General features: G+C 65.8%; 24 protein-coding genes and 1 pseudogene. 14 read left to right on the top strand and 11 right to left on the bottom strand.

Annotated elements, in window-relative coordinates; genetic code table 11:
* Window positions 1–3: 3 nt before the first annotated feature.
* The 3 genes and pseudogenes from ACKY0X_RS18705 to ACKY0X_RS18695 form a co-directional block, all read right to left on the bottom strand.
* Window positions 4–1,668, bottom strand: coding sequence for a thiolase C-terminal domain-containing protein (locus tag ACKY0X_RS18705; protein ID WP_409427242.1), 1,665 nt, complete (start codon window positions 1,666–1,668; stop codon window positions 4–6).
* Window positions 1,669–1,679: 11 nt separating this feature from the next.
* A pseudogene (locus ACKY0X_RS18700) lies at window positions 1,680–1,874 on the bottom strand (ferredoxin); the annotation flags it as partial.
* Window positions 1,871–3,184, bottom strand: a complete 1,314-nt coding sequence (locus ACKY0X_RS18695; protein ID WP_409427241.1) for an NADH-ubiquinone oxidoreductase-F iron-sulfur binding region domain-containing protein — start codon at window positions 3,182–3,184, stop codon at window positions 1,871–1,873. The pseudogene ACKY0X_RS18700 and the gene ACKY0X_RS18695, both read right to left, overlap by 4 nt.
* A 41-nt stretch (window positions 3,185–3,225) precedes the next feature.
* On the opposite strand from ACKY0X_RS18695, the gene ACKY0X_RS18690 reads away from it, so the two are divergent.
* The gene (locus tag ACKY0X_RS18690; RefSeq protein ID WP_409429696.1) at window positions 3,226–3,684 is read left to right on the top strand and encodes a hypothetical protein; all 459 of its coding nucleotides are present in this window, start codon (window positions 3,226–3,228) and stop codon (window positions 3,682–3,684) included.
* A gap of 5 nt (window positions 3,685–3,689) precedes the next feature.
* Here the strand turns inward: ACKY0X_RS18690 and ACKY0X_RS18685 are convergent, their stop codons facing one another.
* Genes ACKY0X_RS18685 through ACKY0X_RS18670 form a run of 4 tightly spaced genes read right to left on the bottom strand, consistent with a single transcriptional unit; the run spans window position 3,690 to window position 7,234 of the window.
* The gene (locus tag ACKY0X_RS18685; protein WP_409427240.1) at window positions 3,690–4,556 is read right to left on the bottom strand and encodes an alpha/beta fold hydrolase; all 867 of its coding nucleotides are present in this window, start codon (window positions 4,554–4,556) and stop codon (window positions 3,690–3,692) included.
* Between the two features lie 16 nt (window positions 4,557–4,572).
* Window positions 4,573–4,965, bottom strand: coding sequence for a Rieske (2Fe-2S) protein (locus ACKY0X_RS18680; RefSeq protein ID WP_065040898.1), 393 nt, complete (start codon window positions 4,963–4,965; stop codon window positions 4,573–4,575).
* Window positions 4,966–6,108, bottom strand: coding sequence for an amidohydrolase family protein (locus tag ACKY0X_RS18675; protein ID WP_065040897.1), 1,143 nt, complete (start codon window positions 6,106–6,108; stop codon window positions 4,966–4,968).
* Between the two features lie 28 nt (window positions 6,109–6,136).
* Window positions 6,137–7,234, bottom strand: coding sequence for an amidohydrolase family protein (locus ACKY0X_RS18670; protein ID WP_409427239.1), 1,098 nt, complete (start codon window positions 7,232–7,234; stop codon window positions 6,137–6,139).
* Between the two features lie 268 nt (window positions 7,235–7,502).
* On the opposite strand from ACKY0X_RS18670, the gene ACKY0X_RS18665 reads away from it, so the two are divergent.
* Together ACKY0X_RS18665 and ACKY0X_RS18660 are read left to right on the top strand one after the other, a co-directional pair.
* Window positions 7,503–8,510: an acyl-CoA dehydrogenase family protein gene (locus tag ACKY0X_RS18665; protein ID WP_409427238.1), complete on the top strand. Its 1,008-nt coding sequence runs from the start codon at window positions 7,503–7,505 to the stop codon at window positions 8,508–8,510.
* Entirely contained in the window at window positions 8,494–9,669 is a 1,176-nt protein-coding gene (locus tag ACKY0X_RS18660) for an acyl-CoA dehydrogenase family protein (RefSeq protein ID WP_409427237.1), read from the top strand. The genes ACKY0X_RS18665 and ACKY0X_RS18660 overlap by 17 nt, the downstream gene beginning before the upstream one ends.
* An 85-nt stretch (window positions 9,670–9,754) precedes the next feature.
* On the opposite strand, the gene ACKY0X_RS18655 is transcribed toward ACKY0X_RS18660, so the two are convergent.
* Genes ACKY0X_RS18655 through ACKY0X_RS18640 form a run of 4 tightly spaced genes read right to left on the bottom strand, consistent with a single transcriptional unit; the run spans window position 9,755 to window position 13,074 of the window.
* Window positions 9,755–11,137, bottom strand: a complete 1,383-nt coding sequence (locus ACKY0X_RS18655) for a cytochrome P450 (protein ID WP_409427236.1) — start codon at window positions 11,135–11,137, stop codon at window positions 9,755–9,757.
* Window positions 11,138–11,152: 15 nt separating this feature from the next.
* Complete coding sequence (locus ACKY0X_RS18650; protein WP_024440885.1) at window positions 11,153–11,347, bottom strand: ferredoxin; 195 nt, start codon at window positions 11,345–11,347, stop codon at window positions 11,153–11,155.
* Window positions 11,348–11,397: 50 nt separating this feature from the next.
* Window positions 11,398–12,258 (bottom strand): mycofactocin-coupled SDR family oxidoreductase, encoded by an 861-nt coding sequence (locus ACKY0X_RS18645; RefSeq protein ID WP_046282801.1) that lies wholly within the window; start codon window positions 12,256–12,258, stop codon window positions 11,398–11,400.
* A 57-nt stretch (window positions 12,259–12,315) separates the two neighbouring features.
* Window positions 12,316–13,074 carry an SDR family NAD(P)-dependent oxidoreductase gene (locus ACKY0X_RS18640; protein ID WP_409427235.1) on the bottom strand — a complete coding sequence of 253 codons (759 nt, stop codon included), beginning with the start codon at window positions 13,072–13,074 and terminating at the stop codon, window positions 12,316–12,318.
* 235 nt (window positions 13,075–13,309) lie between these two features.
* Here ACKY0X_RS18640 and ACKY0X_RS18635 point away from each other — a divergent pair, with 235 nt between their 5' ends.
* From ACKY0X_RS18635 to ACKY0X_RS18585, 11 genes are read left to right on the top strand one after another with little or no spacing between them, the layout of a single operon-like run.
* Entirely contained in the window at window positions 13,310–14,812 is a 1,503-nt protein-coding gene (locus ACKY0X_RS18635; protein WP_409427234.1) for an aldehyde dehydrogenase family protein, read from the top strand.
* Window positions 14,809–16,014, top strand: coding sequence for a CaiB/BaiF CoA transferase family protein (locus ACKY0X_RS18630; protein ID WP_409427233.1), 1,206 nt, complete (start codon window positions 14,809–14,811; stop codon window positions 16,012–16,014). The genes ACKY0X_RS18635 and ACKY0X_RS18630 overlap by 4 nt, the downstream gene beginning before the upstream one ends.
* A 29-nt stretch (window positions 16,015–16,043) precedes the next feature.
* Window positions 16,044–16,232 carry a hypothetical protein gene (locus ACKY0X_RS18625; protein ID WP_409427232.1) on the top strand — a complete coding sequence of 63 codons (189 nt, stop codon included), beginning with the start codon at window positions 16,044–16,046 and terminating at the stop codon, window positions 16,230–16,232.
* Window positions 16,232–17,533, top strand: coding sequence for an MCE family protein (locus tag ACKY0X_RS18620; protein ID WP_409427231.1), 1,302 nt, complete (start codon window positions 16,232–16,234; stop codon window positions 17,531–17,533). Before ACKY0X_RS18625 ends, ACKY0X_RS18620 begins: the two co-directional genes overlap by 1 nt.
* Entirely contained in the window at window positions 17,530–18,558 is a 1,029-nt protein-coding gene (locus ACKY0X_RS18615; protein WP_409427230.1) for an MCE family protein, read from the top strand. The genes ACKY0X_RS18620 and ACKY0X_RS18615 overlap by 4 nt, the downstream gene beginning before the upstream one ends.
* 46 nt (window positions 18,559–18,604) lie before the next feature.
* Window positions 18,605–19,699 carry an MCE family protein gene (locus ACKY0X_RS18610; RefSeq protein ID WP_409427229.1) on the top strand — a complete coding sequence of 365 codons (1,095 nt, stop codon included), beginning with the start codon at window positions 18,605–18,607 and terminating at the stop codon, window positions 19,697–19,699.
* On the top strand, window positions 19,696–21,150 hold the full coding sequence (locus ACKY0X_RS18605) for an MCE family protein (RefSeq protein ID WP_409427228.1): 1,455 nt from the start codon (window positions 19,696–19,698) through the stop codon (window positions 21,148–21,150). The genes ACKY0X_RS18610 and ACKY0X_RS18605 overlap by 4 nt, the downstream gene beginning before the upstream one ends.
* Window positions 21,147–22,310, top strand: coding sequence for an MCE family protein (locus tag ACKY0X_RS18600; protein WP_409427227.1), 1,164 nt, complete (start codon window positions 21,147–21,149; stop codon window positions 22,308–22,310). Before ACKY0X_RS18605 ends, ACKY0X_RS18600 begins: the two co-directional genes overlap by 4 nt.
* Complete coding sequence (locus ACKY0X_RS18595) at window positions 22,311–23,855, top strand: MCE family protein (protein ID WP_409427226.1); 1,545 nt, start codon at window positions 22,311–22,313, stop codon at window positions 23,853–23,855.
* Window positions 23,856–23,872: 17 nt separating this feature from the next.
* Window positions 23,873–24,379, top strand: a complete 507-nt coding sequence (locus ACKY0X_RS18590) for a hypothetical protein (protein ID WP_409427225.1) — start codon at window positions 23,873–23,875, stop codon at window positions 24,377–24,379.
* A 16-nt stretch (window positions 24,380–24,395) separates the two neighbouring features.
* Window positions 24,396–24,815 carry a hypothetical protein gene (locus ACKY0X_RS18585; protein WP_409427224.1) on the top strand — a complete coding sequence of 140 codons (420 nt, stop codon included), beginning with the start codon at window positions 24,396–24,398 and terminating at the stop codon, window positions 24,813–24,815.
* The last annotated feature ends 28 nt before the right edge of the window (window positions 24,816–24,843 follow it).

The raw sequence follows: 24,843 nt of genomic DNA, 5'->3' as shown, positions 1-24,843 counted from the left end.
CGCTCACGAGTCGGTCCTCAGCAAGATGACCCCACTCGGTGTCAGTCCGCCGCTGCTCGCCACCGCGACGCGGGCGCCGGGAACCTGGCGTTCACCGGCATCACCGCGCAGCTGGGTGACGGCCTCGTGGATCAGCCCCATGCCGTGCGTGCGGCCGTGCGACAGCTGACCGCCGTGGGTGTTGAGCGGCAGCAGCCCGTCGCGTGCGATGTTGACGCCCCCGTCCAGAAAGCTCTTCGCCTCACCGATGCCGCAGAAGCCCAGTGCCTCAATCCAAGACAGGCAGTTGAAGGTGAACCCGTCGTAGAGCTCGGCGACGTCGACGTCCGCCGGCCGCATCGACGTGCGCGACCACAGGTGCGCGGACTGGCCGAGGACCTGCGGTTCGTGAGTCAGCGTGCTCTGGTCCCAGTCGGTTCGCTCGATGATCTGGGTGCCGACCGCCTCGACTCGGATCGGCGGCTTGGCCAAGTCGCGTGCCACGTCGACGGCCGACACGACCACCGCGACCGCGCCATCGCACGGGACGTCGCAGTCGTAGAGACCGAACGGGGTGGTGATCATCCGCGCGGACAGGTAGTCGTCCATGCTCATCGGATCCCGGTAGATCGCCGTTGGGTTGACTGCGGCATTGGCCCGCTGGTTCAACGCGATCCAGCCGAGGGTCTCGCGGGTGGTGCCGTAGCGATGGAAATGCCGCTGCGCATTGAGTGCCAGTGTGTGTGCCGCCGAGGTGGCGCCGAACGGAACCTGCCAGCTGTTCGTGCGCCGTCCGCCGGGTGGTGAGGCTTTGCCTACTTTCAGCAGCTCGCTGAAGGTCGATTCCCACACGGTTCGGAAACACAACACGTGACGGGCCAGCCCGGTGGCCACGGCCATCATCGCGGCGATGACGGAGCCGCTCGGACCGAAGGTGTCCATGCCGCCGTTGATCCAGGTCGGCCGGAATCCCAACGCGCCCTCCAGCGCCGAGACCCCGCCTTCACCCATGCCCGCGACGTCCAAGCCCGGATACGTGGAGAGTCCGTCGATGTCCTCGAAGGTCAAGCCTGCGTCGGCGACAGCGGCCTGGCACGCCTCCACGGTCAGCGCCAGTGGCGCAGCCATGAGCCGACGGCCCAGCCGTGAAGCCCCGATCCCGGTGAGCGCCACCTTGTCCTCGAACTTCTCGGCGGTCACCATCGGGCGCACATACTGTGCGTAGTCCTCGGGCGCGATCTCGTCGTCGGGAAGCGGTTTGGTCGCTGAGTCTTCCGCACCGGCCGGTGCTAGCCGAAACAGCGGCAGCCAGACGTCTTCGATGTGCTCGAATGCCACCTCCACTTGCTGGCCCAGCTCGAGCTGATCGGGGTCGCAGTCGATGATGTTGGTGGTCAGTCGAACTCGGGGGTCTTCGTTGATCGCTACTTGGGCCACCACATAGGGCGCCGGCAGACCGGGCAGGCTGAAGCGGTGGTTGATGGTGAACCCCGCCAGCGTGGCTCGCCCAGACACGTCGCGCACGCCCATGTTCGTGCTTCGGCAGTACCGGCACACCGGTTGGGGCGGATGGATCAGCGCCGCGCAGTCGAGACATCTCTGCAGCCGGAGCACGCCGTCAGCGCCAGCGGTCCAAAAGAATTCGTTCTCGGGGGTGACCGCGGGCAGGGGGCGCCCAGGTGCGCTCATCGGTCGTCCTCCTCGGTGATCTCGATGATGGCGTGCACCGGGCAATCCAGCAGAGCGCGCATGACGTCGTGCTCGTCGGCCTTCTCCACCGACCCGTCGCCGGTCAGGGAGGCATATCCCCAGTCGTCCAGGGAAAAATGTTTGGGTGCGTGTTTGGCGCAATAGCCGAACCCGTCGCACAGCGTGCGGTCCAGGCGGATCTTCATGCCGTCACCTCCTCGACCTGGTAGGGACGCATCGCGCGGAAAGCACCGCCACGGCAGGCGTCGCAGGCGCCGTCGAGGTGGCGCGCCACCAAGTCTGGAAACCTGGTCAGCAGGCTGGCGGCAACGTTGGTGGCGCCGTCCAGCGTGCCGCAGGCGCCGCGCCCGGGCAGCACACCGGCCCACCGCTGCAGCCGCTGCACGTCTTCGGCGGTCGCGACTCCGTCCCGCAGGGCTTCGGCGACCGCCGCCATAGCCACGGTGCCGTTGAAGCACGACCCACACTGTCCGGCGTTCTCCCTGCCGAAATAGGCCAACACCGCGGCCGCCACCGCGACCGGGCAGTCGTCGGTGAGGACGGAGATCGCACCGCAGCCCAAACCGCTGCCGCTCGCGCGCAGCGACTCGTGGTCTAGGGTGGCGTGCAGCGCTTCACGGTTGAGCAGACCGGCGAAGTAGCCACCCATCAGCACACCACGGACCTGCTCGGCCGCAATCCCGTGCGCGCTCAGCAACTCTGCGATCGTGAGGCCATGCGGTAGCTCGTAGAGCACGGCAGGTCGCCCGCCGCCGCTCACCGTGGCCAGGAAGGTTCCCGGCGACAACGCGGTCCCGTACGTGCGAAAGGCGTCCGCGCCATGTCGTTGCAGATAAGGAAGATTCGCCAGTGTCTCGACATTGGAGACCAGGGTCGGGCGCGCACCGATGCCCTGTTGGTAGGGGCGGGGTGGTTTGTCCGTCGGTTTGGCCGGGCCGCCGTTGATGGCCCGCACCGCCGCGGTCTCCTCGCCGGCCACGTAGCCGGCCTCGACAGTGAAAACACTGATCGACAGCCCGCCAAGGGCTTCCGGGTCGATCTCGGTCAATGCGTTCTCGATGCTACGGGCTGCCGATGCATCAGAGACGTAAACGTAGGCGCGGCATGCCGCCACCGTCGCGGCGGCCAGCCGCAACCCGTCCAGCACCAGATGGGGGCGGTTGCGCAGCAGCCACCGGTCCTTGACCGAAGCTGGTTCGCCCTCTTCACCATTGGCCACCACCACGGTGTCGCGGCCGCGGCGGCCTCGCTCGCGCACCGAACGCAGCTTGACTCCGAGCGGGAATGCCGCGCCGCCGCGGCCGAGCAGGCCGCTGCGCTCCACCTCGGAGAGAAACTCGTCCGGGTTCGGCAGCGGTTGGTAGCCTCCGCCGGACAGGTATTCCGCCCAGTCCTCGACGCCGGACTGCATGCGAAGCAGCCGTGGCGGGCAACTCGGCCAGGCGGCCACGGTGAACGTTGTGGCGTCCGGGGTCACCGTGCTGTCGGTCGTCATTGACACCTCTTTTGGCTAGGCTCGCGGACGTGAGAACAGCGGTGGTGCGACTCGACGTCGACCCGGCCGGGAAACTGATGCCCGAGCATCTGGCGGCGGGGATGGCAACGCTGCGAGAGCTGGCCGGCCAAGCCGGTGTCGACGTGGTCGATGCCGACATTGCGGCTATGCCGGTGGGCCGGCGCCACGTACGGTTGCTCATCACCGGAGCCGAACAGGACGTCATTGATGTCGGTATACAGCTGTGCGCCAAAGCATTCGACACGCTGCCGACACCGGGCGTGGTGACCTATCTGAGCAGAGGCACCGATGACGACGTGCACGGGGTGCTGGCCGGGCTGGGACTGTCCGGTGATATCGCTCGCACATCGGGGCCCGATGGTCTCGACATCGTGCACGTGACCTTGGCAGAGCCGGACCTGCAGCGGGTCGGCGAAAGTCGGATCCACACTGCGCTGGAGGCATCGCTGAACTGTGAGGTTCATATCCACACCCGCTGAGGTCATCAGCGGCCCAGGAATTCCAGGATCGCCGGGGCCGCCTGCACCCAGGTGTCGAACATGTTGAAGTGACTGACTTTTCCTGATGCCCGATCTTCAGCGGCCCGCTCCCAGGCGTCTTCAGGCCACGGTGGATCGATCAGCTCGGATCCCTTGATCAGGCAGTTGACCTCCAGCGACGTGCGCTTGGGATGGTCCCAGTCGTTCTCGCCGCCGCGGATGATCAGCGTGGGAACCGTGATTCGGTCGAACATCTCGTCGTCCACGCCCGGAATCGTCTGGCCCGGCTTGGAGACGAATGCGCCCAGCCAGCGCAGCATCACCTTGAGGAACGCATCGCCGTCCAGGTCGAGCAGTCGTTGCTTGTTATTCGGGTTCTCCTCGATCCGCTCCTGCCACTCGCGGATGCCCAGCAGGGCCGCCGGCCCACCGCCACGCGCGGCCAGGATGCTGGGCACCACGTAGTAGGACCCGAGTACGAAGGTGCCGTAGATGCCGCCCACGATGTTCCACAGCGCCAGCTTGGTGACCAGCTCCGGATAAAACATGGTGGTCAGGATCGAGTCCCGCGCGCCACCCGAGCCGCCGGCCAGGATGACCGGCCCGGTCTCCAGGGCGGTGAGCAGTCCGTGCAGCGTCTCGGCACGCATGTGGGATTCGGACTGGCCGTAGAACTGCACGTCGGACGCGCCGCAGTTGGGGCGGTCCCACAGCAGCACCCGGTAGCCGCCCTCGACCAGAGCTTCGGCGAGTGGGCGTAGTCCCGGGATCTCCTTGGAGAACCGGCCACCGGGCGTCAGCACGATCAGATCACCTGTGGTGCCGAGGATTTCGTAGACAACGTTGCCGCCGTTGACTTCGATAGAGGCCACCGAAAACTCCTGTGTGTTAGGCCTGGACGAGGACGTCGTTGCCGACTACCCGCACCGGGTAGGTGCGGATACTCCACTCCGGTTTGACCGCGGTCGTACCGGTGGCGAGTTCGAAACCCCACTGATGCCACGGGCAGTAGATGTATTCGAGGTCGCGGACCATGGCGGCGTCGCCCGGGCTCTCCTCGTCGACGACGGTGCGCCCGCGCAGCCGGCCAGAGCACAGCGGACCGCCCTGGTGGGGGCAGAAATTCGCAATCGCGTAGAACGTCCCGTTGATGTTGTACACGCCGACTCCGTGATGCCCGATCGGCACGAGCTTGTGGGTGCCGGGCGGGATTTCATCGATCGTGGCAACAATGTGCTCGCGGCCCTGGGCCAGCCGGGGCCGCTGCTCGTCGTGACTCATCTAGAACACCCGCACCTGTCCTTCGAGGGCCGGGACCGTGTCGGGCAGGTGGTAGGTCTGCAATCCGTTCTTGAACATCACCGCTTCCCGGGCCGCCTTGGGCAGGTGTTTGACCAGCCAGCGCGGGTCGTCGAAGGTCCAGTGCGGGTAGTCCGAGGAATAGAGCAGGATCTTCTCGCACTCCATCCATTCGAGGGCCCGTGAGAGTTCGGTCTTGTCCTCGGGGTAGTCCAGCGGCTGGGTGGTGAATTTGATGTGGTCCTTGACGTACTCACTCGGCTTGCGCTTGATGTCCATCCATGACTTGCGGGCCGCATAGATGGCGTCCATCCGCCACATCAGCGGCAGGATCCAGGTGAAGGCGTGTTCGACGAGCACGATGCGCAGGTTCGGGTGCCGGTCGAAGACCCCGTCGAACACCAGGCTCATCACCTGGTTCGCCGCCAGCAGCGAGTAGGTGACCATGAAGTCGTGGTTGTAGCTGGGCATTCCTACCGGCGGCATCGGCAGTTCTTCGTGATGGCTGCGGGATAGGTGGCAGCTCACCGTGATGTCGTGCTTGGTGGCCGCCGCCCAGATCGGGTCGTACTTGGGGTCGCCCCACGCGGGCCGTGGTTCGGCTTTGATCAGGATCTGCGCCATGTAGGGGTGGCCGGCCCACTTCTCGATCTCGGCGACCGCGCCGGCCGGATCTTCGATCGCGGCGCAGATCGAGCCGCGCCAGCGCTCATGCCAGTTGTTCTTGGGGTCGAGCCAGTGGTTGGCCTGCCAGTCGTTGAGTGCGGACGACATCGCCTGCTGTGCTTCGGGAATGCGGGCAGGGTAGGCGGCGGGCTCGAGGATCGCGTAGTCGGCACCGGCTTCCATGATCAGCTGTTTGAACGCCAACTCCGGGTCGCTTCCCGGGAATTCGCCGTCGGCCGGGAACGCGTCGACGCGCATGGCGTAGGCGTGTGCGTAGTCCGGGGCGTCGTAGTAGATCTGTTCGCCGACCCGGCGGGGCAGAAAGTACTTGCTGCGCCAGGGTTCGGGAAGGTACTGCACCAGATCGCCGCGCCGCGGCACGGGGTGAACGTCCGAATCCACGCATCGCACGGCGATTCGTTCGGCGGCCGGCTTACGCTCGGTAGCTGTCACGGTCATCGTGAACTCCCTCGGTCCCTACTGCTCTCTAGTGTGCGCCCGCGACGGCTGGTACGGCAGGGACTTCTATGCCGTAGAGGCCAGCGGCGTTGCGCCAGCACAGCTTGTCGCGTTGTTCGGCGCTGAACGCCTGCGGAACGGCCAGTTCGTTGCGTTGCCAGTGCGGATAGCTGGAGCCGTATATCACCATGTCGTCTTTGCCGGTGAAGCCGAACCATTCCCCGGCGAAATCGGTGTCCCCGGGGCCGTCCATGGCACCCTGCACGAAGTAGACGTGGCCGGGCAGGTAATCACTCGGCATCTTCGGTGCCCACGGCGTCTGCTCCAGGTGTGGCCGGCCGAAGGTGTCCATCCGCCAGATGAGCGGCGTCAGCAGATCCGCGGCGCCGTCGGCCCACACGAACTTCAGCGCTGGCATCCGCTCGAAAACGCCTTCGGCAATCATGTTCATCAGGTGGTACAGGTAATTGCAGGCCATGAAGCTGACGTACTGCTCGTAGGTGCGGGGAACGCCGGACGGTGTTGGCGAGGCGGAGATGCCTGAACCCACCTCGATGTGCGCCACGACCGGTAGGCCGGCGTCGATGGCTGCCTCCCACAGCGGCCAGAACTGCGGTTTGCCGAAGAGCTCCCGGGATTGCAGTGGTACGCCGATCTGCACGACCCGGGGATGGTCCTTCCAGCGCTCGATCTCGCGTAGCGCGCCGGCGATGTCGTCCGGATTGACTCGGATGGTGCCCCGGAAGCGCTCGCCGTACTCGGGGTGGTCCAGCCAGCGGGACACCAGGATCTCGTTGTGCGCCGCGGCGATCGCCGATCCCAGATGCCGGTCCGGCATGACTCCGCGGGTCATCGGATGCAAGACGGCCACGTCGACCCCGCGTTCGGTGAACAGGTGTTGGGCGACCACCTCGGGGTCCGACCCGGGGTATTGGCGCTGCGGGCCGTCGGTGCCGGGCGCGTACTCGCCGCCCGGCGCGCCGTACCAGTCCATCTCGTAGTCGGGGAAGCCCCGGCTCTTGAATGGTTCTCGCAGGAAGCTGCGGAGGTCGGAGTTCGACGCCGCAAAGATGTGCACACTGGCGTCGATGACGGGCGTGCGCGTGCCGTCCGGGTGCTCGATCATCAACGCCGCCCTTCGTCGTACCGCCCGCCGGGCACTGTGGTGCAGCCACCGTGCCGCCCGACCCCCCGGTGGGACCATTGTATAGCTGTATTCTTTGCATGCAAGAACAAGGTTCTCATTCTGGCGTGCGATCGTCGGCTGCGGGTGGCGGGGCATTGGGGCGATCACTGCCGCGTTGCGCGGGGATGACAAGGCATCTCAAGGCGAGATCGTTACATCCGATAGTGAGAATGTTATTCTCAATCGGCGCTTGGGAGAGGTGGCTGCAATGCTCTTGGAGTTCGACGAAGATCAGCGACTGTGGCAGGGCACGGTACGCGATGTGGTGGGTAAACAGTGTTCGCCCTCGTTGGTGCGCAGGGTGGCCGAGGGTGAGGCGGACGGCGCAGTCGACTCCCTGTGGAACGTCTATGTAGACCTGGGCTGGACCGAGTTGCATGAGCCGGAAACCGCGGTAGAGCTGGCGATCGTCCTCGAAGAACTGGGCCGCGCCACGGATCCCACGCCGTTCCTGGCAACCATGACCCAGTTCGCTCCGCTGGTCGGTGAACACCACAACCCGGACGGTTCCACTGGCGCAGCGGTCTTCAGCGGGGTGACCGCGCACCGCAACGCCGGGGGCTGGGTGCTGGCGGGAACCGCCCTGCATGTTCTGGACGGCGATCGCGCCGATCGGCTGGCGGTGGTCACCGCGGCGGGTGTGTTCTTGGTCGACGTCGGTGCGGTGACGACTCGCAAGTCGGCCGTCTTCGACCCGACGCTACATGTGAGTGACGTGTCGTTCGCCGGAGTCGAGGTGCCCGACAGCGCCCGGCTCCGCGTCGATGTCGAGCGGGCCCGCCACGTCGCGCTCAGCGGAATGGCGATGACGACGGTCGGCGCCTGCCAGCGCATTCTCGACCTGGCGCTGGAGCATATCCGCAGCCGGCAACAGTTCGGGGTGCCGATCGGCTCCTTCCAGGCCGTCCAGCATAAGGCCGCCGACATGCACGTGGCGATCGAACGGGCCCGGGCGCTGGCCTATTTCGCCGCGCTGACGATCGCCGTCGATGACCCGCGCCGGCGGATGGCGTCCGCCATGGCCAAGGCTGCCGCCGGGGAATGCCAGTCGGTGGTCTTCCGGCATGGGCTGCAGCTGTTCGGTGCGATGGGATTCACCTGGGAGAACGACCTGCAGTTCGCGCTCAAGCGGGCCAAGGCGGGGGAGCTGATGCTCGGTGGTGCCGCGCAGCACCGGGCCGCGATCACCGAGGACTACCTTGCAGCTCGCATTTGATCCCGAGGTCGAGGAGTTCCGCGCCGAGTTCGCGGCCTTTCTCGACGCCAACCTGCCCCCCGAGTCCGACACCCTGGAGCGGCCACGGTCGGTTTCGCACATGCCGCAGTGGGCGCGCCGCTGGCAGCGACTGCTGTTCGACAACGGCTGGCTGTTGCCCGGCAATCCGCCGGAGTTCGGTGGCCGCAACGCCACCCTGCTGCAACAGTTCGTGCACCTCGAGGAGCTGTGCCGGCGCCGCATTTATCACAGCTTCAATCCACAAGGTGTGAATATCATTGCGGCATCGTTGCTTTCGTTCGGCAGTGATGCGCAGAAGCAACGCTGGGCGGTGCCGATTCTGCGCGCTGAGATCACCGCCTCGCTGGGCATGAGCGAGCCGAGCGCGGGATCGGACCTGGCGTCCTTGCGGACCCGGGCGGATCGTGACGGGGAAGACTTCATTGTCAACGGCCAGAAGGTGTGGACCTCGGGGGCGCATGACGCCGACATGCTGCTGACCTTCGTCCGCACCGATCCCGATGCGCCCAAACACAAGGGCATCAGTGTGCTGGTCATCCCCACCGACACCCCGGGGGTGGTGCGCCGTCCGTTCCCCACCATCTGCGGGATCGACGACCAAGACTTCAACGAGGTCTTCTTCACCGATGTGCGGGTGCCGGCGGAGAACCTGGTCGGTCCGCTGCACGGTGGCTGGCGGGTGGCCAACGGATCCCTGGGCCACGAACGCACCATGATGTGGCTGGGTTTCGCCGACCGGCTGGACAACATCATCGCCGACTTCCATCCCGAGGGAGCACTCGAACGTGACCGGTTTGCCACGGCGGTCATGGACTACCAGGCGCTGCGCCTGTTGGGGTCGGCGGCGCTGGCGCGCGCGGCGCGCGGTGAGGAGGACGTGGCCGCACTGTCGGTGCTCAAGTTGCTCGGCTCCGAGGCCGAGATGTTCGCCTCCGGTCACGCGCTGGATGCGGCCGGGGTGGACGGCCTTGTGCACCCGGCGAATTCGGGACCATATGCGCCGATGAACCTCGACAGCTACTTCGCCAGCTGGTTCGAGCGGCATGCCCGAAGCTTCTCCGGCACCATCGCGGGGGGCACCTCGGAGATTCACCGCAACATCATCGCTCAGCAGGGGCTGGGCCTGCCCCGCGGCTAGCGCGAGATCGGTACCGCGAGCAGACATAAAAGCGCCCTATTTCGGCTTGAAATGGGCGCTTTTATGTCTGCTCGCGCAAGAAGCGTCAGTCGATGACGACCTGTTCTTTGCGCTCGGTGATCGGACGCGCGCACTCCTGTTCGTCGCAGATTCGCTGCAGCTTCTCCAGGGTCTCGTCCAACCCCGGCCCGAGCCGCTTACCCGGGGTGAAGGTCGCCGGCAGGTTCCGCATGCCCTGGATGACGCCGATGGTGTCGTAGTGCACCGCTCCCTCGGAGTCGCACTGATAGTCGGGCATCCGGTCGAGCACCGCGGTCAGCATCGACTTGAAAACCGTGCGCGCCACGTTGGACCCGATGCAGCGGTGTACTCCCAGGCCGAAGCTGAAGTGCCGGTTGCCTTTACGATCCAGGATGACGCGGTTGGGGTCTTCGAAGATCGCCGGGTCGCGGTTGGCCATCGCCCACGACAGCCACAGTCGCTCGAACTGTTTGAACTGCTGGCCCTCTACCTCGACGTCCTCGGCGAACGTTCGGCCGTCGCCGGGTGCGGGGGTGAAGAACCGCAGGAACTCCTCGGTCGCCGGGTCCAGCAGTGTTGCGCGTTCCCGGCTGAGTCGGCTGCGTTCCGACGGGTTCTGGCCGAGCCATTCCAGTGCGTGTGCGGTCAGCGCGGTGGTGGTGTCGAATCCGCCGCCGATGACCAGGCCCAGGTTGCCCAGGATCTCGATGTCGGGTGCGGGCTCGCCGTCTATGCGCAACTGCAGCATGGCATTGACCAGGCCCGGACGCGGGTTCTCCCGGATCTCCATCATGTTGTTGATGATGTCGATGCCCATTTCGCGATGCTGCTCGTTGATCTTTTCGCGATCGGGTGAGTGCTCGGGGGTGTACACCGAGGCGTGCGTGGGCTCGCTGTAGACGTTCCACTTCTTGAGTTCGATGCCCATCATGGCGAGCGTGAACACCGCGGGAACCACATTGGCCAGGTGCTCGACAAAGTCGATGTGTCCCGACTCGATGTGCTCATCGAGTGCGGCGCGGGTGATCTCATCTACGAACGGAACCCACCGCTTGATCGCCGCGGGGGACAGGTACGGGTTCAGCGCGCCACGGTATGCGCTGTGCTCGGGCTCGTCCATCTCCAAGATGCCGCCGCGCACGACGGTCGCGCGGCTGGCCTTGGGGATGGTGATGCCCTGGAACGGAGTTTCCCCACTGATGTCGTGGTGGTTGGAGACGACGGGGCAGCGGGCCAGCTCGAAGACGTGCCTGCTGTCGGCGGCCACCCAGTGGCCGTTGTAGGTGGGACTCCACGCCATCGGGCACTTGGCATGCATCTCGGTGGTGATCTCGTCGAAGCGATCGCGGTACTCCGGGGTGTGCCGATCGAAGTAGAAGGTGTTCTTCTTGCGCTCGTCGGCCGCATCGTCTTGGCCGGTTGCGGCCAGGGAATCGTTGACGCTCAAGGAATCCTCCCTAATTCATTCCTCGATGAGAATGGCTTGTTCGGGGCAGGAGTGTGCGGCCTCGCGCACGGCGTCCTGCTGATCGGCCGGAACCACTTCGGATACCGGTGAAGAGGTGCCGTCAATGTCGTTGAGCACGAAGGAATCGGGCGCGATCATCGCGCACAGCGTGTGGCCCTGGCACCGCTGGCCGTCAACGGAAACCTTCATGTTCTCGCTCCTTTCAACGATTTCGGTGCGCTGCGAAACGACGAGTGTCATCAGACGTGGTAGTCGTACCACTTGAGGTATCCACCGGCGTCCACCCGCAACTGCATGCCGGTGACGTAGCGGGCCTCCTCGGAGGCGAGCCACAGCACCGCGTTGGAGATGTCCTCGGGTTCGATGAACGGCACCTTCATCGCTTGCTGGACATAGAAGACCGGTTCGGCGTCGGCGCGGGTGGGGTGTTCCAGGTCGGGCCGGAACGAGCGGTACATCGGCTCGCTCTGCAACATGTCGGTGTTGCAGTTGGTCGGGTGTATGACGTTGGCGCGGATGCCCCGCACCGCCAACTCCGTTGCGAGATCATGCACGTACTGCGCGATCAATCGCTTGGAGGTCATGTAGGCCATCCCGCCCGGGTCGCCGCCCGGGTTGGCCTTCTGGTGGGCGTCCATCAATGCGGCCGCCGAGGAGGTGGCGATGATCGAGGCGCCTTCGGACAGGTGGGGCAGCGCGACCTGGATGCCATTGATGGTGCCGACCAGGTTGGTGTTGATGACGTCGGTCCAGGCTTGCAGCGGCGGGTTGCCCTTCATGCCGGCCACGCCCGCCTGCGCCACCACGATGTCGAGCTTGCCGAACTCGGCCAAACCGGCGTCGAGCGCGGTCTTGAGCGCCGCCGCGTCGCGCACGTCGGCCTGCGCGGTGACAATGCTGCGCCCGGTCTTCTCGACCAGCTTGGCGGTCTCCTCGAGGTCCTCGGGGCGCGCCATCGGGTAGCCGATCGTCTCGATGTCCTGGCACAGGTCGACGGCGATGATGTCGGCGCCTTCCTCGGCCAGTCGCAGTGCATGGCTGCGGCCCTGTCCGCGGGCTGCCCCCGTGATGAATGCGACCTTTCCGGCAACGCGTCCCACTGCTATTCCTTTCGTTAGTGCCCCTGCACGCCTCGGCGTGGCGAAATGTGGTGAAGGTCAGGTGTTTCGGCCGCCGTTGACGCCGAGGATCTGTCCGGTGATGTAGCCGGCCTCCTCGGACACCAGGAATGCGCAGGCCGCCGCGATGTCTTCAGGCTGTCCCATGCGCCGCACGGGGGTCTTGGCGATGTTGTCCTCGATGTCGCCGAGGAACCCTTGTCGATCGGCGTTGCGCAGCATGGGGGTGTCGATGAATCCCGGCGGTACGGCATTGACCGTGATACCACTCGGCCCGTACTCCAGCGCCAAGGTCTTGGTGAGTCCGTTGACGGCGGACTTGGCCGCAACATAGTGCGCCATATAAGGAGTCCCGGAATGGGTGCTCGACGAGGAGATGTTGACGATGCGGCCCCAGCCGGCTTCGACCATGTCGGGCAGCACCGCCTGAATGGTGTGGAAGACGCCGTTGAGGTTGATGTCGATGATCTGCTGCCAGTCCTCGAAGCTGATGTGGCTGAATTTTTTGAAGCCGTCTTTGCCGGCGGCGTTGACCAGAATGGTGACCGGCCCGAGCTGTTCGCGGATCTGCGTCAGAGCGGCGTCGATCTGCGCGCGATCGGTCACGTCGGCGGCGAAGGCGCCATCTTGCCCGTGTTCATGCGCCGGCCCCAGCTTCGCCTCTCCTCCGTCGAGGCTTGCTGAACCGCCGTCGGGCTTGAGATCGATGATGGCCACCCGGTGGCCGGCGGCGCGTAATCGGTTCACGACTGCCGCACCGATACCCGAGGCGCCCCCGGTCACAACAGCAGTCCTCACGAGGCCCGTCTCGGTCACAAAGAATCTCCTTTCCGAGCATTGAGAATCGTACTCTCGCATATCGGATTCTGGCAAGGTACGCCGGTGTGGCCTCCTAGCAGCGAAAACGCCGTAGCCGCATTAACTCTCGCCGTAGAAGGGCAGGTTGCAACGCTTTTCGGACACCCTTGAGTTCTCACATATGAGATGTATGATTCGCCGCAGATGAGAACCGAGTTACCCATCTGGAGGCTTGATGCGTTCGCAGGACACAGCAGAGACCACCGCCGATAGCTCCCTAGGGCAGGTTGTCGACCGGCGACTGCTGATCAACGGTGAGCTGGTGGAGGCGGACGCCACGTACGCCTCGCTCAACCCGGCCACCGGCGAAGTCCTGGGCCATGCGCCCGAGGCCGGCGTCGAGCACGCGGTCGCCGCCGTCGCGGCGGCGCGCCGGGCCTTCGATACCGGCGAGTGGGCCACCGACACCGAACTGCGGATCCGCTGCCTGGACCAACTGCACCGTGCGCTCGTCGAGCACCGTGACGAATTCGCCGCACTCACCGTCGCCGAGGTCGGTGCCACCCCGGCGCTGACCCAGGGCGCACAACTGGACGGACCGATCGCGATCGTGCGCTACTACGCCGATCTACTGAAGAACTATCCGATGACCGAAGACCTCGGCAACGTCGAGAGTCGCGGAATGCTGCATCACCGTTGGGTGGAGAAGGAAGGCGCGGGCGTCGTCGGCGCGATCATCGCTTACAACTACCCCAACCAGCTGGCCCTGGCGAAGCTGGCGCCGGCGCTGGCCGCCGGCTGCACCGTGGTGCTCAAGGCCGCGCCCGACACCCCGCTCGTCACTCTCGCGCTCGGCGAACTGATCGCCAACCACACCGATATCCCCGCCGGGGTGGTCAATGTGCTCAGCTCGTCGGACCCCGCGGTCGGTGCCGTGTTGACCACCGATCCTGACGTGGACATGGTCACCTTCACCGGGTCCACCCCGACTGGGCGGGCGATCATGGCCGCCGCCAGCGGGACGCTCAAGCGGGTCTTTTTGGAACTGGGCGGCAAGTCCGCGGCCATCATCCTCGATGACGCCGACTTCAGTATGGCCGCGGTGTTCGCCGCGTTCTCGATGGTCACCCACGCCGGCCAGGGCTGCGCACTGACATCGCGGCTGCTGGTGCCCAACAGCCATCACGACGAGATCGTCGAGATGATCAAGACCAACTTCTCCCACGTGCGCTATGGCGACCCGACCGACCCCGCGACCTACATGGGTCCGCTGATCAGCGCCAAGCAGCGCGACAAGGTCGACGCCATGGTGCAGCGCGCGGTGGCCGCCGGTGCCACGCTGGTGACCGGCGGCGAGAAGGTCGGCCCCGGCTTCTTCTACACCCCGACGCTGTTGACCGACGTCGACCCGGACAGCGAGATCGCCCAGGAAGAGGTATTCGGGCCCGTCCTGGCCGTCATCGGCTATGACGACGACGATGATGCGGTCCGGATCGCCAACAACTCGATCTACGGACTGTCCGGTGCCGTTTTCGGCACCCAGGACAGGGCGCTGGCGCTGGCCCGCCGGATCCGGACCGGAACGTTCTCGATCAACGGCGGCAACTACTTCAGCCCAGACGCGCCGTTCGGCGGATACAAACAGTCCGGCATCGGCCGTGAGATGGGCACCGCCGGACTGGAGGAATTCCTGGAAAGCAAGACGTTCGCCGTGCCGGTCGCCGGAGCGACTGGATGAGGCCGCTCGAGGGCGTTCGCGTCCTGGAAGTCGCGATGTACGGGTTCGTCCCCTCGGCCGGTGCGGTGCTGGCGGAGTGGGGCGCCGAGGTCATCAAGGTCGAGCACGCGGTGACGGGTGACCCGCAGCGCGGGCTGCGCCAGACCGGCATGTTGCGGGTCGAAGGCGACCCGAATCCCAACATCGAGCACGCCAACCGCGGTAAGCGCAGCATCGGTCTGGACGTGTCGACGCCCGAGGGGCGCGAGGTGTTGCTCGAACTGGCAAAACGTGCAGACGTCTTTCTGACCAGTTTCCTTCCCGGTCACCGCACGAAGTTCGCCATGGATGTCGAGGACATTCGTGCGGTCAACCCGAAGATCATCTACGCGCGCGGCAGCGCGCTGGGTCCCCGCGGCATCGAATCGGAAAAGGGCGGCTACGACATGACCGCCTTCTGGTGTCGCGCCGGTACCGCCGCCACCATCACCCCGCCCGGTATCGAGGGCATGATCGGCCCGCCCGGTCCCGCCTATGGGGACACCATCTCCGGCACCAACCTGGCCGGCGGTATTGCGGCGGCGCTGTTCAAGCGTGAGCGCACCGGTGAGCCGTCGGTGGTGGACGTATCCCTGTTGGGCAGTGGCCTATGGGCCATGGGCCATACCGTCGCCTTGACCAGTCATCTGGGTGAGCGCCTGATTCAACAGCCGCCCGGTGTGCATGGTTCGCCGATCAACCCGCTGGTGGGGGTTTATGCGACCGCCGACGAGCGCTACATCTCCTTTGTCATGATGCAGCCCACCAAGTTCTGGGCCGACGTGTGCCAACACATGGAACTGCACGACTACATCGACGATCCACGGTTTGCCACCGCGCAGTCCTTCGCCGAGCACACCCCGGCGGCCGTGGAAATCCTGCGCGCGGCGATGGCCAAGCGGACGCTACCCGAGTGGAGTGAGCGCTTCGCCACGCTGGCCGGCCCGTGGGCGCCGGTCCAGGACACGCTGCAGGCCGCTGCGGACGCGCAGATCCGCGCCAACGAATACATCGTGCAGGCAGGTGAACTCGAATTGGTCGCCAACCCGGTGCAGTTCGACGTGACCGCACCGGTGACCGGTGCGGCACCCGGATTCGCCGAGCAGACCGACGAAATCCTGGCCGAACTCGGCCTGGACTGGGACCGCATCATCGAACTCAAGACCGTCGGCGCGGTCACTTAGGCGACCGGGTAGCAGCAAGGAGTTTCTCGATGCCATACATCGCCAAAGGCCACCCGCCGGGTGCCAGTGGTGTGGCACAGTGCGTAGAACTCTTCGAGCCTGCGGTGTCGGCGGTAACCATCGTGGAAGGGGCGGCAGCGATGGTGCTCAGTGGTGGCGGAGTGCTGATCCCGGCTCGCGATGACGTCCGCCTCAACGCCGCGGCGACGGAGCGGTAATGGTTCTGGGAGCGACCGCAGATCCGCCGCTAGGTGGCCACCTCAACGATCCGGACCGAGGCTCGGCCGCCGCGGGCCGGCATCGGCCCGCAGCTGCCAGGCGTCAGCAGCCGACTTACCTGCGTCCGCTCATCGGGCTGGTGACGGTGCTGACGATCGCGGCTGCGATCGGGCTGCCCATCGGCTTGTTCCGGGGCAGCTTCACCCGCACGGTGCCCGTCACGGTGCTGTCGCAGCGCGCCGGCCTGGTGATGTACCCCGACGCCAAGGTAAAGATCCGCGGTGTACAGGTCGGCAAGGTCGGCGACATCGAGGCCAAACCGGATGGCACCGCTGTCCTGCATCTGAAGATGGAACCGGGACAGCTGTCGCTGATCCCGGCGAACGTCAGCGCCCGGATCGCCTCCTCGACGGTGTTCGGGGCCAAGTTCGTCGATCTGGTACCGCCGCCGGACCCGGTCACCGCCCGCATGCACGCCGGCCAGGTCCTGGCGGGCGAACACGTCACCGTCGAGATCAACACGGTGTTCCAACAGCTGGTGCGGGTCTTGGACAAGATCGACCCGAAGAAGCTCAACGAGACCCTAAGTGCGGTCTCGACGGCGTTCAACGGCCGCGGGCAGAAGCTGGGGCAGGCGCTCACCGACTTCGACAAGCTGCTGGCCGAGATCGAGCCCAGCCTGGACACCCTGGAACACGAGACCGCCACCATGGCGCCGGTGTTCCGGTCCTACGCCGATGCGGCCCCGGACCTCACCGCCGCCCTCAACGCCACCAACACCATGAGTGACAGCATCGTGGCCGAGCAGAACAGCCTGGACACCTTCCTGCTCAGCGCGATCGGTCTTGCCGATACCGGCAACGAGGTGCTGGGCGAGAACCGGCAGGCCCTGACCGACTTGACGCACGTGCTGGAGCCAACCGCGCAGCTATTGGACAAGTACCACGAGGAACTCGGCTGCTCGATCGGTGGCTTGGTGCCGTTCGCCAAATCCACACCGTTCGAGGTTCCCGGCATCATCATCACTGCCAGCTTCACCCTGGCCAAGGAACGTTACCGCTACCCCGACCATCTACCGAAGGTGGCGGCTCGCTCCGACCGTTCCTACTGCACCGAACTGGGCCTGCCGGACGTGCCACCCGAGTACCGGGTGCCCGCGTTGATCGCCGACACCGGAGCCAACCCGTACGAATACGGCAACCAGGGCATCCTGCTCAACTCCGATGGCCTCAAGCAGGCGCTGTTCGGGCCGATCGGTGGGCCGCCGCGCAACAGCGCCCAGGTGGGGATGCCGGGATGAGAAGCGGGTCGGCGACTCTGGTCAAGTTCGGCGTCTACGCCGCGGTAATGGTGCTGGCGACGGTGTTTCTGTTCGCGATCTTCGCCGAAGTCCGGACCGGACCCACCGTGGGCTACCAGGCGGTGTTCGCCGATGCCTCGCGGCTCAAGGCCGGCGACAGCGTGCGGGTCGCCGGCGTACGGGTCGGCACGGTCGGTGGCGTGTCGCTGCGTCCGGACGGAACGGTTCTGGTGAAGTTCCAGGCCGACCGCAACATTCCGCTCACCACCGGGACCCAGGCCTCGGTGCGCTACCTGAACCTGGTCGGTGACCGCTACCTGGAACTGGTCGACGGACCGGGTTCGACGCAGCTGTTGGGAAAGGGAGCGCAGATCCCGCTCGAGCGCACCGCGCCGGCGCTGGATCTGGATCTGCTGCTCAACGGGCTCAAGCCGGTGATTCGCGGACTCAATCCCACCGACGTCAATTCGCTTACGGCCTCGTTGATCCAGATCATGCAGGGCCAGGGCGGCACCATCGATTCGCTGATGTCGCGGACATCGTCGTTCTCAAACTCGTTGGCCGACAACAACCAGGTGATCGAGTCCCTGATCGAGCAACTGCGCACCACGCTGGCCACCCTGTCGGGCGGCGACAAACGGTTCTCCGGGGCGATCGACCGGCTGGGCAAGCTGGTCGCCGGGCTGGCAGCCGATCGCGACCCGATCGGAACCGCGGTGACCGCCCTGGACCGCGGCACCGCATCGCTGGCAGATCTGCTCGGAAACGCCCGGGATCCTTTGACCAACACCATCACTCAGGTCGACCGGTTGACCACCGCGATCAACGCCGACCTCGCCGGCCTGGACATGTCGTTGCAGAAGGCGCCGGAGAACTACCGCAAGGCCATCCGACTCGGCGCCTACGGCGGGTTTATCCAGTACTACCTCTGCGCTGTCCAGATCAGGGTCAGCGACACCCAGGGCCGCACCGCGGTGTTCCCCTGGATCAAGGCGGAGGAGGGCCGATGCAGCGACACCGACTGAGCGGCATACCGTCCGGCGTCGCCCCGGCACCATGGGGGACCCGCCGATGCTGAAGTACCACGGCAGCCACCTGACGCGAATGGGCCTGATCGGCATCGTTGTCGTCGCGTTCATCGTGGCGATCGGGCTGCAGCCCGAACAACTGATCCAGTGGGCCACCTGCGTGCGCTACCAGGCCCGATTCGCCGAAGCCGGTGGTTTGAGCACCGGCGCCGACGTCACGCTGTCGGGGATCAAGGTCGGCTCGGTCACCGATGTCGCACTCGACAACGGCGATGCCCTGGTGACTTTCACCTTGGCGGGCAAATACGGGCTGGGAGGGCAGACCACGGCGCACATCCGCACCGGGTCGCTGCTCGGTGAGCGAGTGCTGACGGTGGAGCCGGCCGGCAGCGGCAAGATGCGTCCACTCGAGGTCATTCCGCTCACCCGCACGTCGTCGCCGTACTCGCTGGTCGACGTGGTCGGTGAACTCACCACAAACACCGCCGGCACTGACACCGAGTCACTGAACCGGTCGCTGGACACCCTCTCGGACACCATCGACCAGATCGCCCCACAGTTGGGGCCGACGTTCGACGGCCTGAGCCGGCTGTCCCGGGCGGTGAACAGCCGCAACGAAGGCCTTGCCGACCTGCTGAAGTCGGCCGCTGATCTCACCGGTGTGCTCTCCGAACGCAGCCAGCAGATCAATTCGCTGATCCTGGACGCCGACAGCCTCGTCGACGTGCTCAACACCCGGCGGCAGGCCATCGTCAACCTACTGGCCAGCACGTCGGCGGTATCCCGGCAACTGTCCGAACTCGTCGCCCAGAACAACGAACAGCTGCGACCGACTCTCGACAAAGTCATCGAGCTGAACAAAGTCCTGGAGAAGAACCGGGACAACCTGGCCAAGGCGCTCCCCGGGCTGGCGAAATACGAGCTCACCCAGGGCGAGACGGTGTCCAACGGGGCCTACTACAGCGCCTATGTTCCGAACCTGTTCCTGCCGCAGCTGCTCCAGCCGTTCCTGGATTACATCTTTGGTTTCCGGCGTGGCGTCGACGCGGGGCAGCCGCCGGACAATGCCGGTCCGCGTGCCGAACTTCCGTTCCCGGTCAATGGGATTCCGCAACCAGGAGACCTGCCGCCCCGATGAAGACTCGTACACCCCTGCAGATTGCGGCAGCTGCGCTGGCAGCAGTGCTGCTGCTCGCGGGTGCGGGCCTGCTGGTCCGCCAGACTCTGCTGAAACCGACCAGGATCACCGCCTATTTCTCCACCGCGACCGCGATCTATCCCGGTGACGAGGTCCGGGTCGCCGGGGTGAAGGTCGGCACCATCGACCGCATCGAACCCCAGGGCACCCAGGCCAAGCTCACCTTGCGGGTCGACCGCAAAGTGCCGATCCCGGCCGAGGCCAAAGCCGTCATCGTCGCGCCCAACCTGGTGGCGGCGCGGTTCGTTCAGTTGACGCCGGCCTACCATCGCGGTGACGGACCGAGGATGGCTGACGGCGCGGTGATCCCGCGCGAGCACACCGCGGTCCCGGTCGAGTGGGACGAGGTCAAGACCCAATTGAATCGGCTTGCCGCCGAATTGGGACCGCGCAGCGGAGTTTCGGGAACGTCCGCGTCGCGCTTCATCGACAGCGCTGCCAATGCGATGGACGGTAACGGCGCCAAACTGCGCGAGACGTTGGCGCAACTGTCCGGCGTGGCCCGGATCTTCGCCGAGGGCAGCGGCAATATCGTCGACATCATCTCGGGTCTGCAGACCTTCGTCACCGCGCTGCGCGACAGCGATCAGCAGATCGTGGTGTTCGAGTCGCGGCTTGCCACCTTGACCAGTGTGGTCAACGACAGCCGTTCCAACCTGGATGCGGCTCTGACCGACTTCGCCGGGGCGATCGACACAGTACGCGATTTCGTGGCGGGCAGCCGCGCCGAAACCGCCGAGGCGTTGCGGGGCGTGGCCAATGTCAGTCAGACACTGGCTGATTCGAAGAACGCGATCCGCAATATCCTGCACATCACCCCGAATGCGATCGCCAACACCCTCAACATGTACAACGTGACCAGCGGTACCCCGGTGGGCTCGTTCGCGTTTGCCAACTTCAGCAACCCGGTGCAGGCGATTTGCACGATGACCGGTGCGGTCGGCAACGTGACGTCGACCGAGACGGGCAAGCTGTGCGAGCAGTACCTCGGGCCGGCCATGCGGCTGCTGAATTTCAACGGGATGCCGTTGCCGGTGTCTCCGTATCTGACTAAGTCGGCCAGCCCGGACAAGCTGATCTACACCGACCCGGCGTTGATGCCGCACGCCGAGCACCCGGGGAAGCTGCCGGAACAGGAGCCATCGATCTCGGCCTACACCGGATTGCACGGCGACGTCCCCCCGCCGCCGGGGTGGACGGATCCGTTGCAACCACGCGGTTCCTACGCACCGGACGGACTGCCCGCCGCAGCGACACCGCCGCTGATTCCCGGAGCGCCGCTGCCGAGCCCGACCACGTTCGACGGGATGCTGCTGCCGGGCGGTCCGCCGCCGGGGCCGCCGCCCGGCTTGCCTGGCCCGTTACCAGCGGAAGGGACACCCACGCCATGATCGGTCTGCATTCGCTGCGGCGTGGCGCGGCACTCGCCGTCCTGGTCTGCTGCACCGCGACCGGCTGCGCTTTCGGCGGGCTCAACTCGATGGCACTGCCGGGTGTTCAGGGGCGCGGAGCCGGGGCGCAGCATTTCACGGTCCAGCTGGCCAACGTCGGGACACTGGAATCCAATTCGCCGGTGATGCTCTCCGACGTGGTGATCGGCAGCGTCGGCAAGATGACCGTCAGCAACTGGCACGCCAATGTCGACATCGCTGTCAACCCCGGCGTCGACGTTCCGGCGAATGCGGTCGCGACGGTCGGGCAGACCAGCTTGCTCGGTTCGATGCATCTGGCGCTTAATCCGCCGATCGGACAGGCGCCGACGGGCCGGCTGATATCCGGGGCCACCATTCCGCTGAGCGACTCCTCGACGTATCCGTCTACCGAACAGACCCTGTCGTCGCTGGCGGTACTGGTCAACGGGGGCGGGCTCGGTCAGATCGGTGACATCATCCACAACTTCAGTGCGTCCATGGCGGGGCGGGAAAGCGACATTCGCGATCTGATCGTCCGGCTGGATCACTTCACCGGCGCGCTGGACCGGCAGCGGGACAACATCGTCGACGCCATCGCAGAGATGAACCGGGCGGCCACGACTTTTGCCGGGCAGCGCGACACCATCAATCGTGCGTTGAACAAGATTCCCCCGGCCATCGACGTCTTGATCCGGGAGCGCCCCAAGTTCGTCACCGCGTTGACCAAGCTGGGGCAGTTCGGGGACCTGTCGGCCGGTCTGGTCAACGACTCCGGGCACCAACTGGTCTCCGACCTCATCCACATCGAACCGGCGTTGCGCTCGTTGGCCGACATCGGCCCGGAGCTCAACTCGGCGGTGGCCTACGCCTCGGCTTTCCCGTACGGGCCCAACGCGATCGAGCGCGCCGTGCGGGGTGACTTCTTGAACCTGTTCGCCGTCTTCGACCTCACCAAACCCCGGCTCAAGCGGGCCATGTTCGCCGGCACCCAGTGGGGTGACGAGGATGCGAAACTGGTTCCGGCGCCCGGCGATCCGTGGTATCTGAACTACTCCTACGATCCGCTGCAAGAGCCGATCCTGCAGTCGTCGGGCCAGGCCATGCCGCCGGGGGCGGTTGCCTCGAGAGGCGGCGGCTAGATGTTGACACGGTTTGTCCGGATTCAACTGATCCTGTTCTTGGTGGCGTCGGTGATCGGCGTTTCAGCCATGCTCTTCGGCTACATGCAGGTGCCGACCATGCTCGGGCTCGGCCGGGTGGTGGTCAAGCTGGACCTGCCCGAGACCGGGGGGCTGTACCGGTTCTCCAACGTCACCTACAACGGCGTGCAGATCGGCACGGTCACCAAGGTCGAACTGACGTCCAACGGTGTGCGCGCCACATTGTCGTTGAACCGATCACCTAAGGTGCCGGCCGACTTGGTGGCCGCGGTGCGCAGCGTGTCGGCGATCGGCGAGCAGTACGTCGACCTGCTGCCGCGCAGCGACGGCGGCCCGTACCTGCACAACGGCTCGGTGATCGCGGCCTCCGATACACAAGTCCCCCAACAGGTCGGGCCGATGCTCGATCAGGTCAGTGCGCTGGTCGACTCGATCCCGAAGGATAAGCTCAGCAATCTGCTCGACGAGACGTTTCAGGCTTTCGACGGGGCCGGTTATGACTTCCAGTCACTGCTGGATTCGGCAACCACCATCAGCGGTGACGCCAACCGGGTATCGGACAAGGCGCGCAAGCTGGTCGACGACAGCGCGCCACTGCTGGACTCCCAAGAGCGAAGCACCGAGGCGATCCGCACCTGGGCGCGCAGTGTGGCCGGGATCTCCGAACAGGTCGCCGCCAACGACCCGCAGTTGCGCGCCATTCTGCAACGTGGCCCCGGATTCGCCGACGAAGTATCGGGCCTGATGCAAGATCTCAAGCCCACGCTGCCGATCCTGCTGGCGAACCTGAACACCCTGGGGCAGGTTCTGATGGTCTACAACCCGTCGCTGGAACAGTTGATGGTGCTACTGCCCGGTTACATTGCGGCCCAGCAGTCATTCGGTCTGCCCAAGAACAACCCGACCGGTCTGCCGCAGGGCGACTTCACCCTCACTTTCGGCGACCCCAACCCCTGCACCGTGGGGTTCCTGCCGCCATCGTCGTGGCGTTCCCCGGCCGATACCACCACTATCGACACCCCGGACGGTCTCTACTGCAAACTGCCGCAGGATTCACCGGTCTCGGTGCGTGGCGCCCGCAACTTCCCGTGTATCGAGCATCCGGGCAAGCGTGCGCCGACCGTCGAACTCTGCGACGATCCCAAGGGATTCGTCCCGATCGCGATGCGCCAGCATCTCACCGGCCCCGGCGCGTTCGACCCCAATCTGCTCAAGCAGGGCATCCCGGTCGATGACCGGGTCGACTTCAGTGATCGGCTCTTCGCGCCGGTCGGAGGCACCCCACTGCCGCCGTGGGCCACCCCGTCGGGGACGCCGCCCGATTCCCCCCGGCCGGAGGTCCCAGCGCCGCCGCCGCCGTTCGCCGGGCACGACGGGAGCGCTGACCAGACGCCCTCGGTCGCCGTAGTGCCCTACGACCCGAACACCGGCAAGTACATGACCCCCGATGGACGTTACGAGCAGCAGACGAACTTGGTTCCCGGTTCCGGACCCAAATCGTGGACCGACTTGATGCCATCTTGAGTGCCGAAGGGGGACGAATGCGCGCACGTGAATTGATCATTGCCACAGCGGCTTTCGGACTGGTCATGGGGGCGACGCCGGCGCCGTCGGCGCAGGCGGGCTTGGGCTTCGAGCTCAACGGCCCTTACCGGGTCATCTCGAATGGGGACTGGGCCAAGACCAACGAGGTCTTCATGAACGAGGCCACTGTCTCGTCGGTATGGACATTCAGTTCCAGTTGTGAGAATGCGCACGTCTGCACCGGGCAGGTGAGCAGCGACCAGGGTTGGACGGCGCCGCTGGAATACCGCACCTCGCGCTGGATCGTCGACCGTTTCCACGAGAACTGGCAGACCTGCCCGGACGGCACCACCTCGCCTGGCCGGCAGCGCTACCAGTTCCAGGGCGTCGATTCCAACGGGCAGTACGAGAAACGCAATATCGACCTGCTGGCCGGCTACGACCGGACGATCGGCGTCTCCGGGGCGTGCGGACGCAACCAACCGACGGTGATCCTGATGCCGCTGAGCGTGCAACGGCTTTAGGTGGGAGGGGAGGACCATGCAGACCACACGTGTACGGAAAACGCTTGTCGCGGCGGTGCTTGCCGTCGGGACGGTTGCCGCCGTGACGCCCGCTTCGCGGTCCGTTGCCGACCCGTACGTGCCGATGTGCGACGTCCCGGCGTGCACTCCCGGAATCATGCCGAATGTCGTGCTGGGTGCACCGTGCTCCAACACCACATATTTCGTCTTCGGGTCCGCGGTCGCAGGGCCGTCGACTCTGCCGGGCCGGCTGGTGTTTTGCGCGTCGCCGCGCCGTTACGAACCGCGCTGGTTCCGGTCGCCGGAGATGCACGGCATCAAGGAGGAGGGCAGCAAGTGTGACGATTATTCCGGCGAGGTGGCGCAGGCCCCCGACGGGCTTTTCCTGACCTGTGTCGCCGACGGCGAGACGTTGTGGCGTCGCGGTGATCTATAGCGAAACAACGCTTTTGGCACGTCGAGGG

This window comes from Mycobacterium sp. SMC-11 (genome assembly GCF_046250095.1).
Lineage (GTDB): Bacteria > Actinomycetota > Actinomycetes > Mycobacteriales > Mycobacteriaceae > Mycobacterium > Mycobacterium heraklionense_A.
This window is presented reverse-complemented; position numbering and strand designations above follow the sequence as displayed.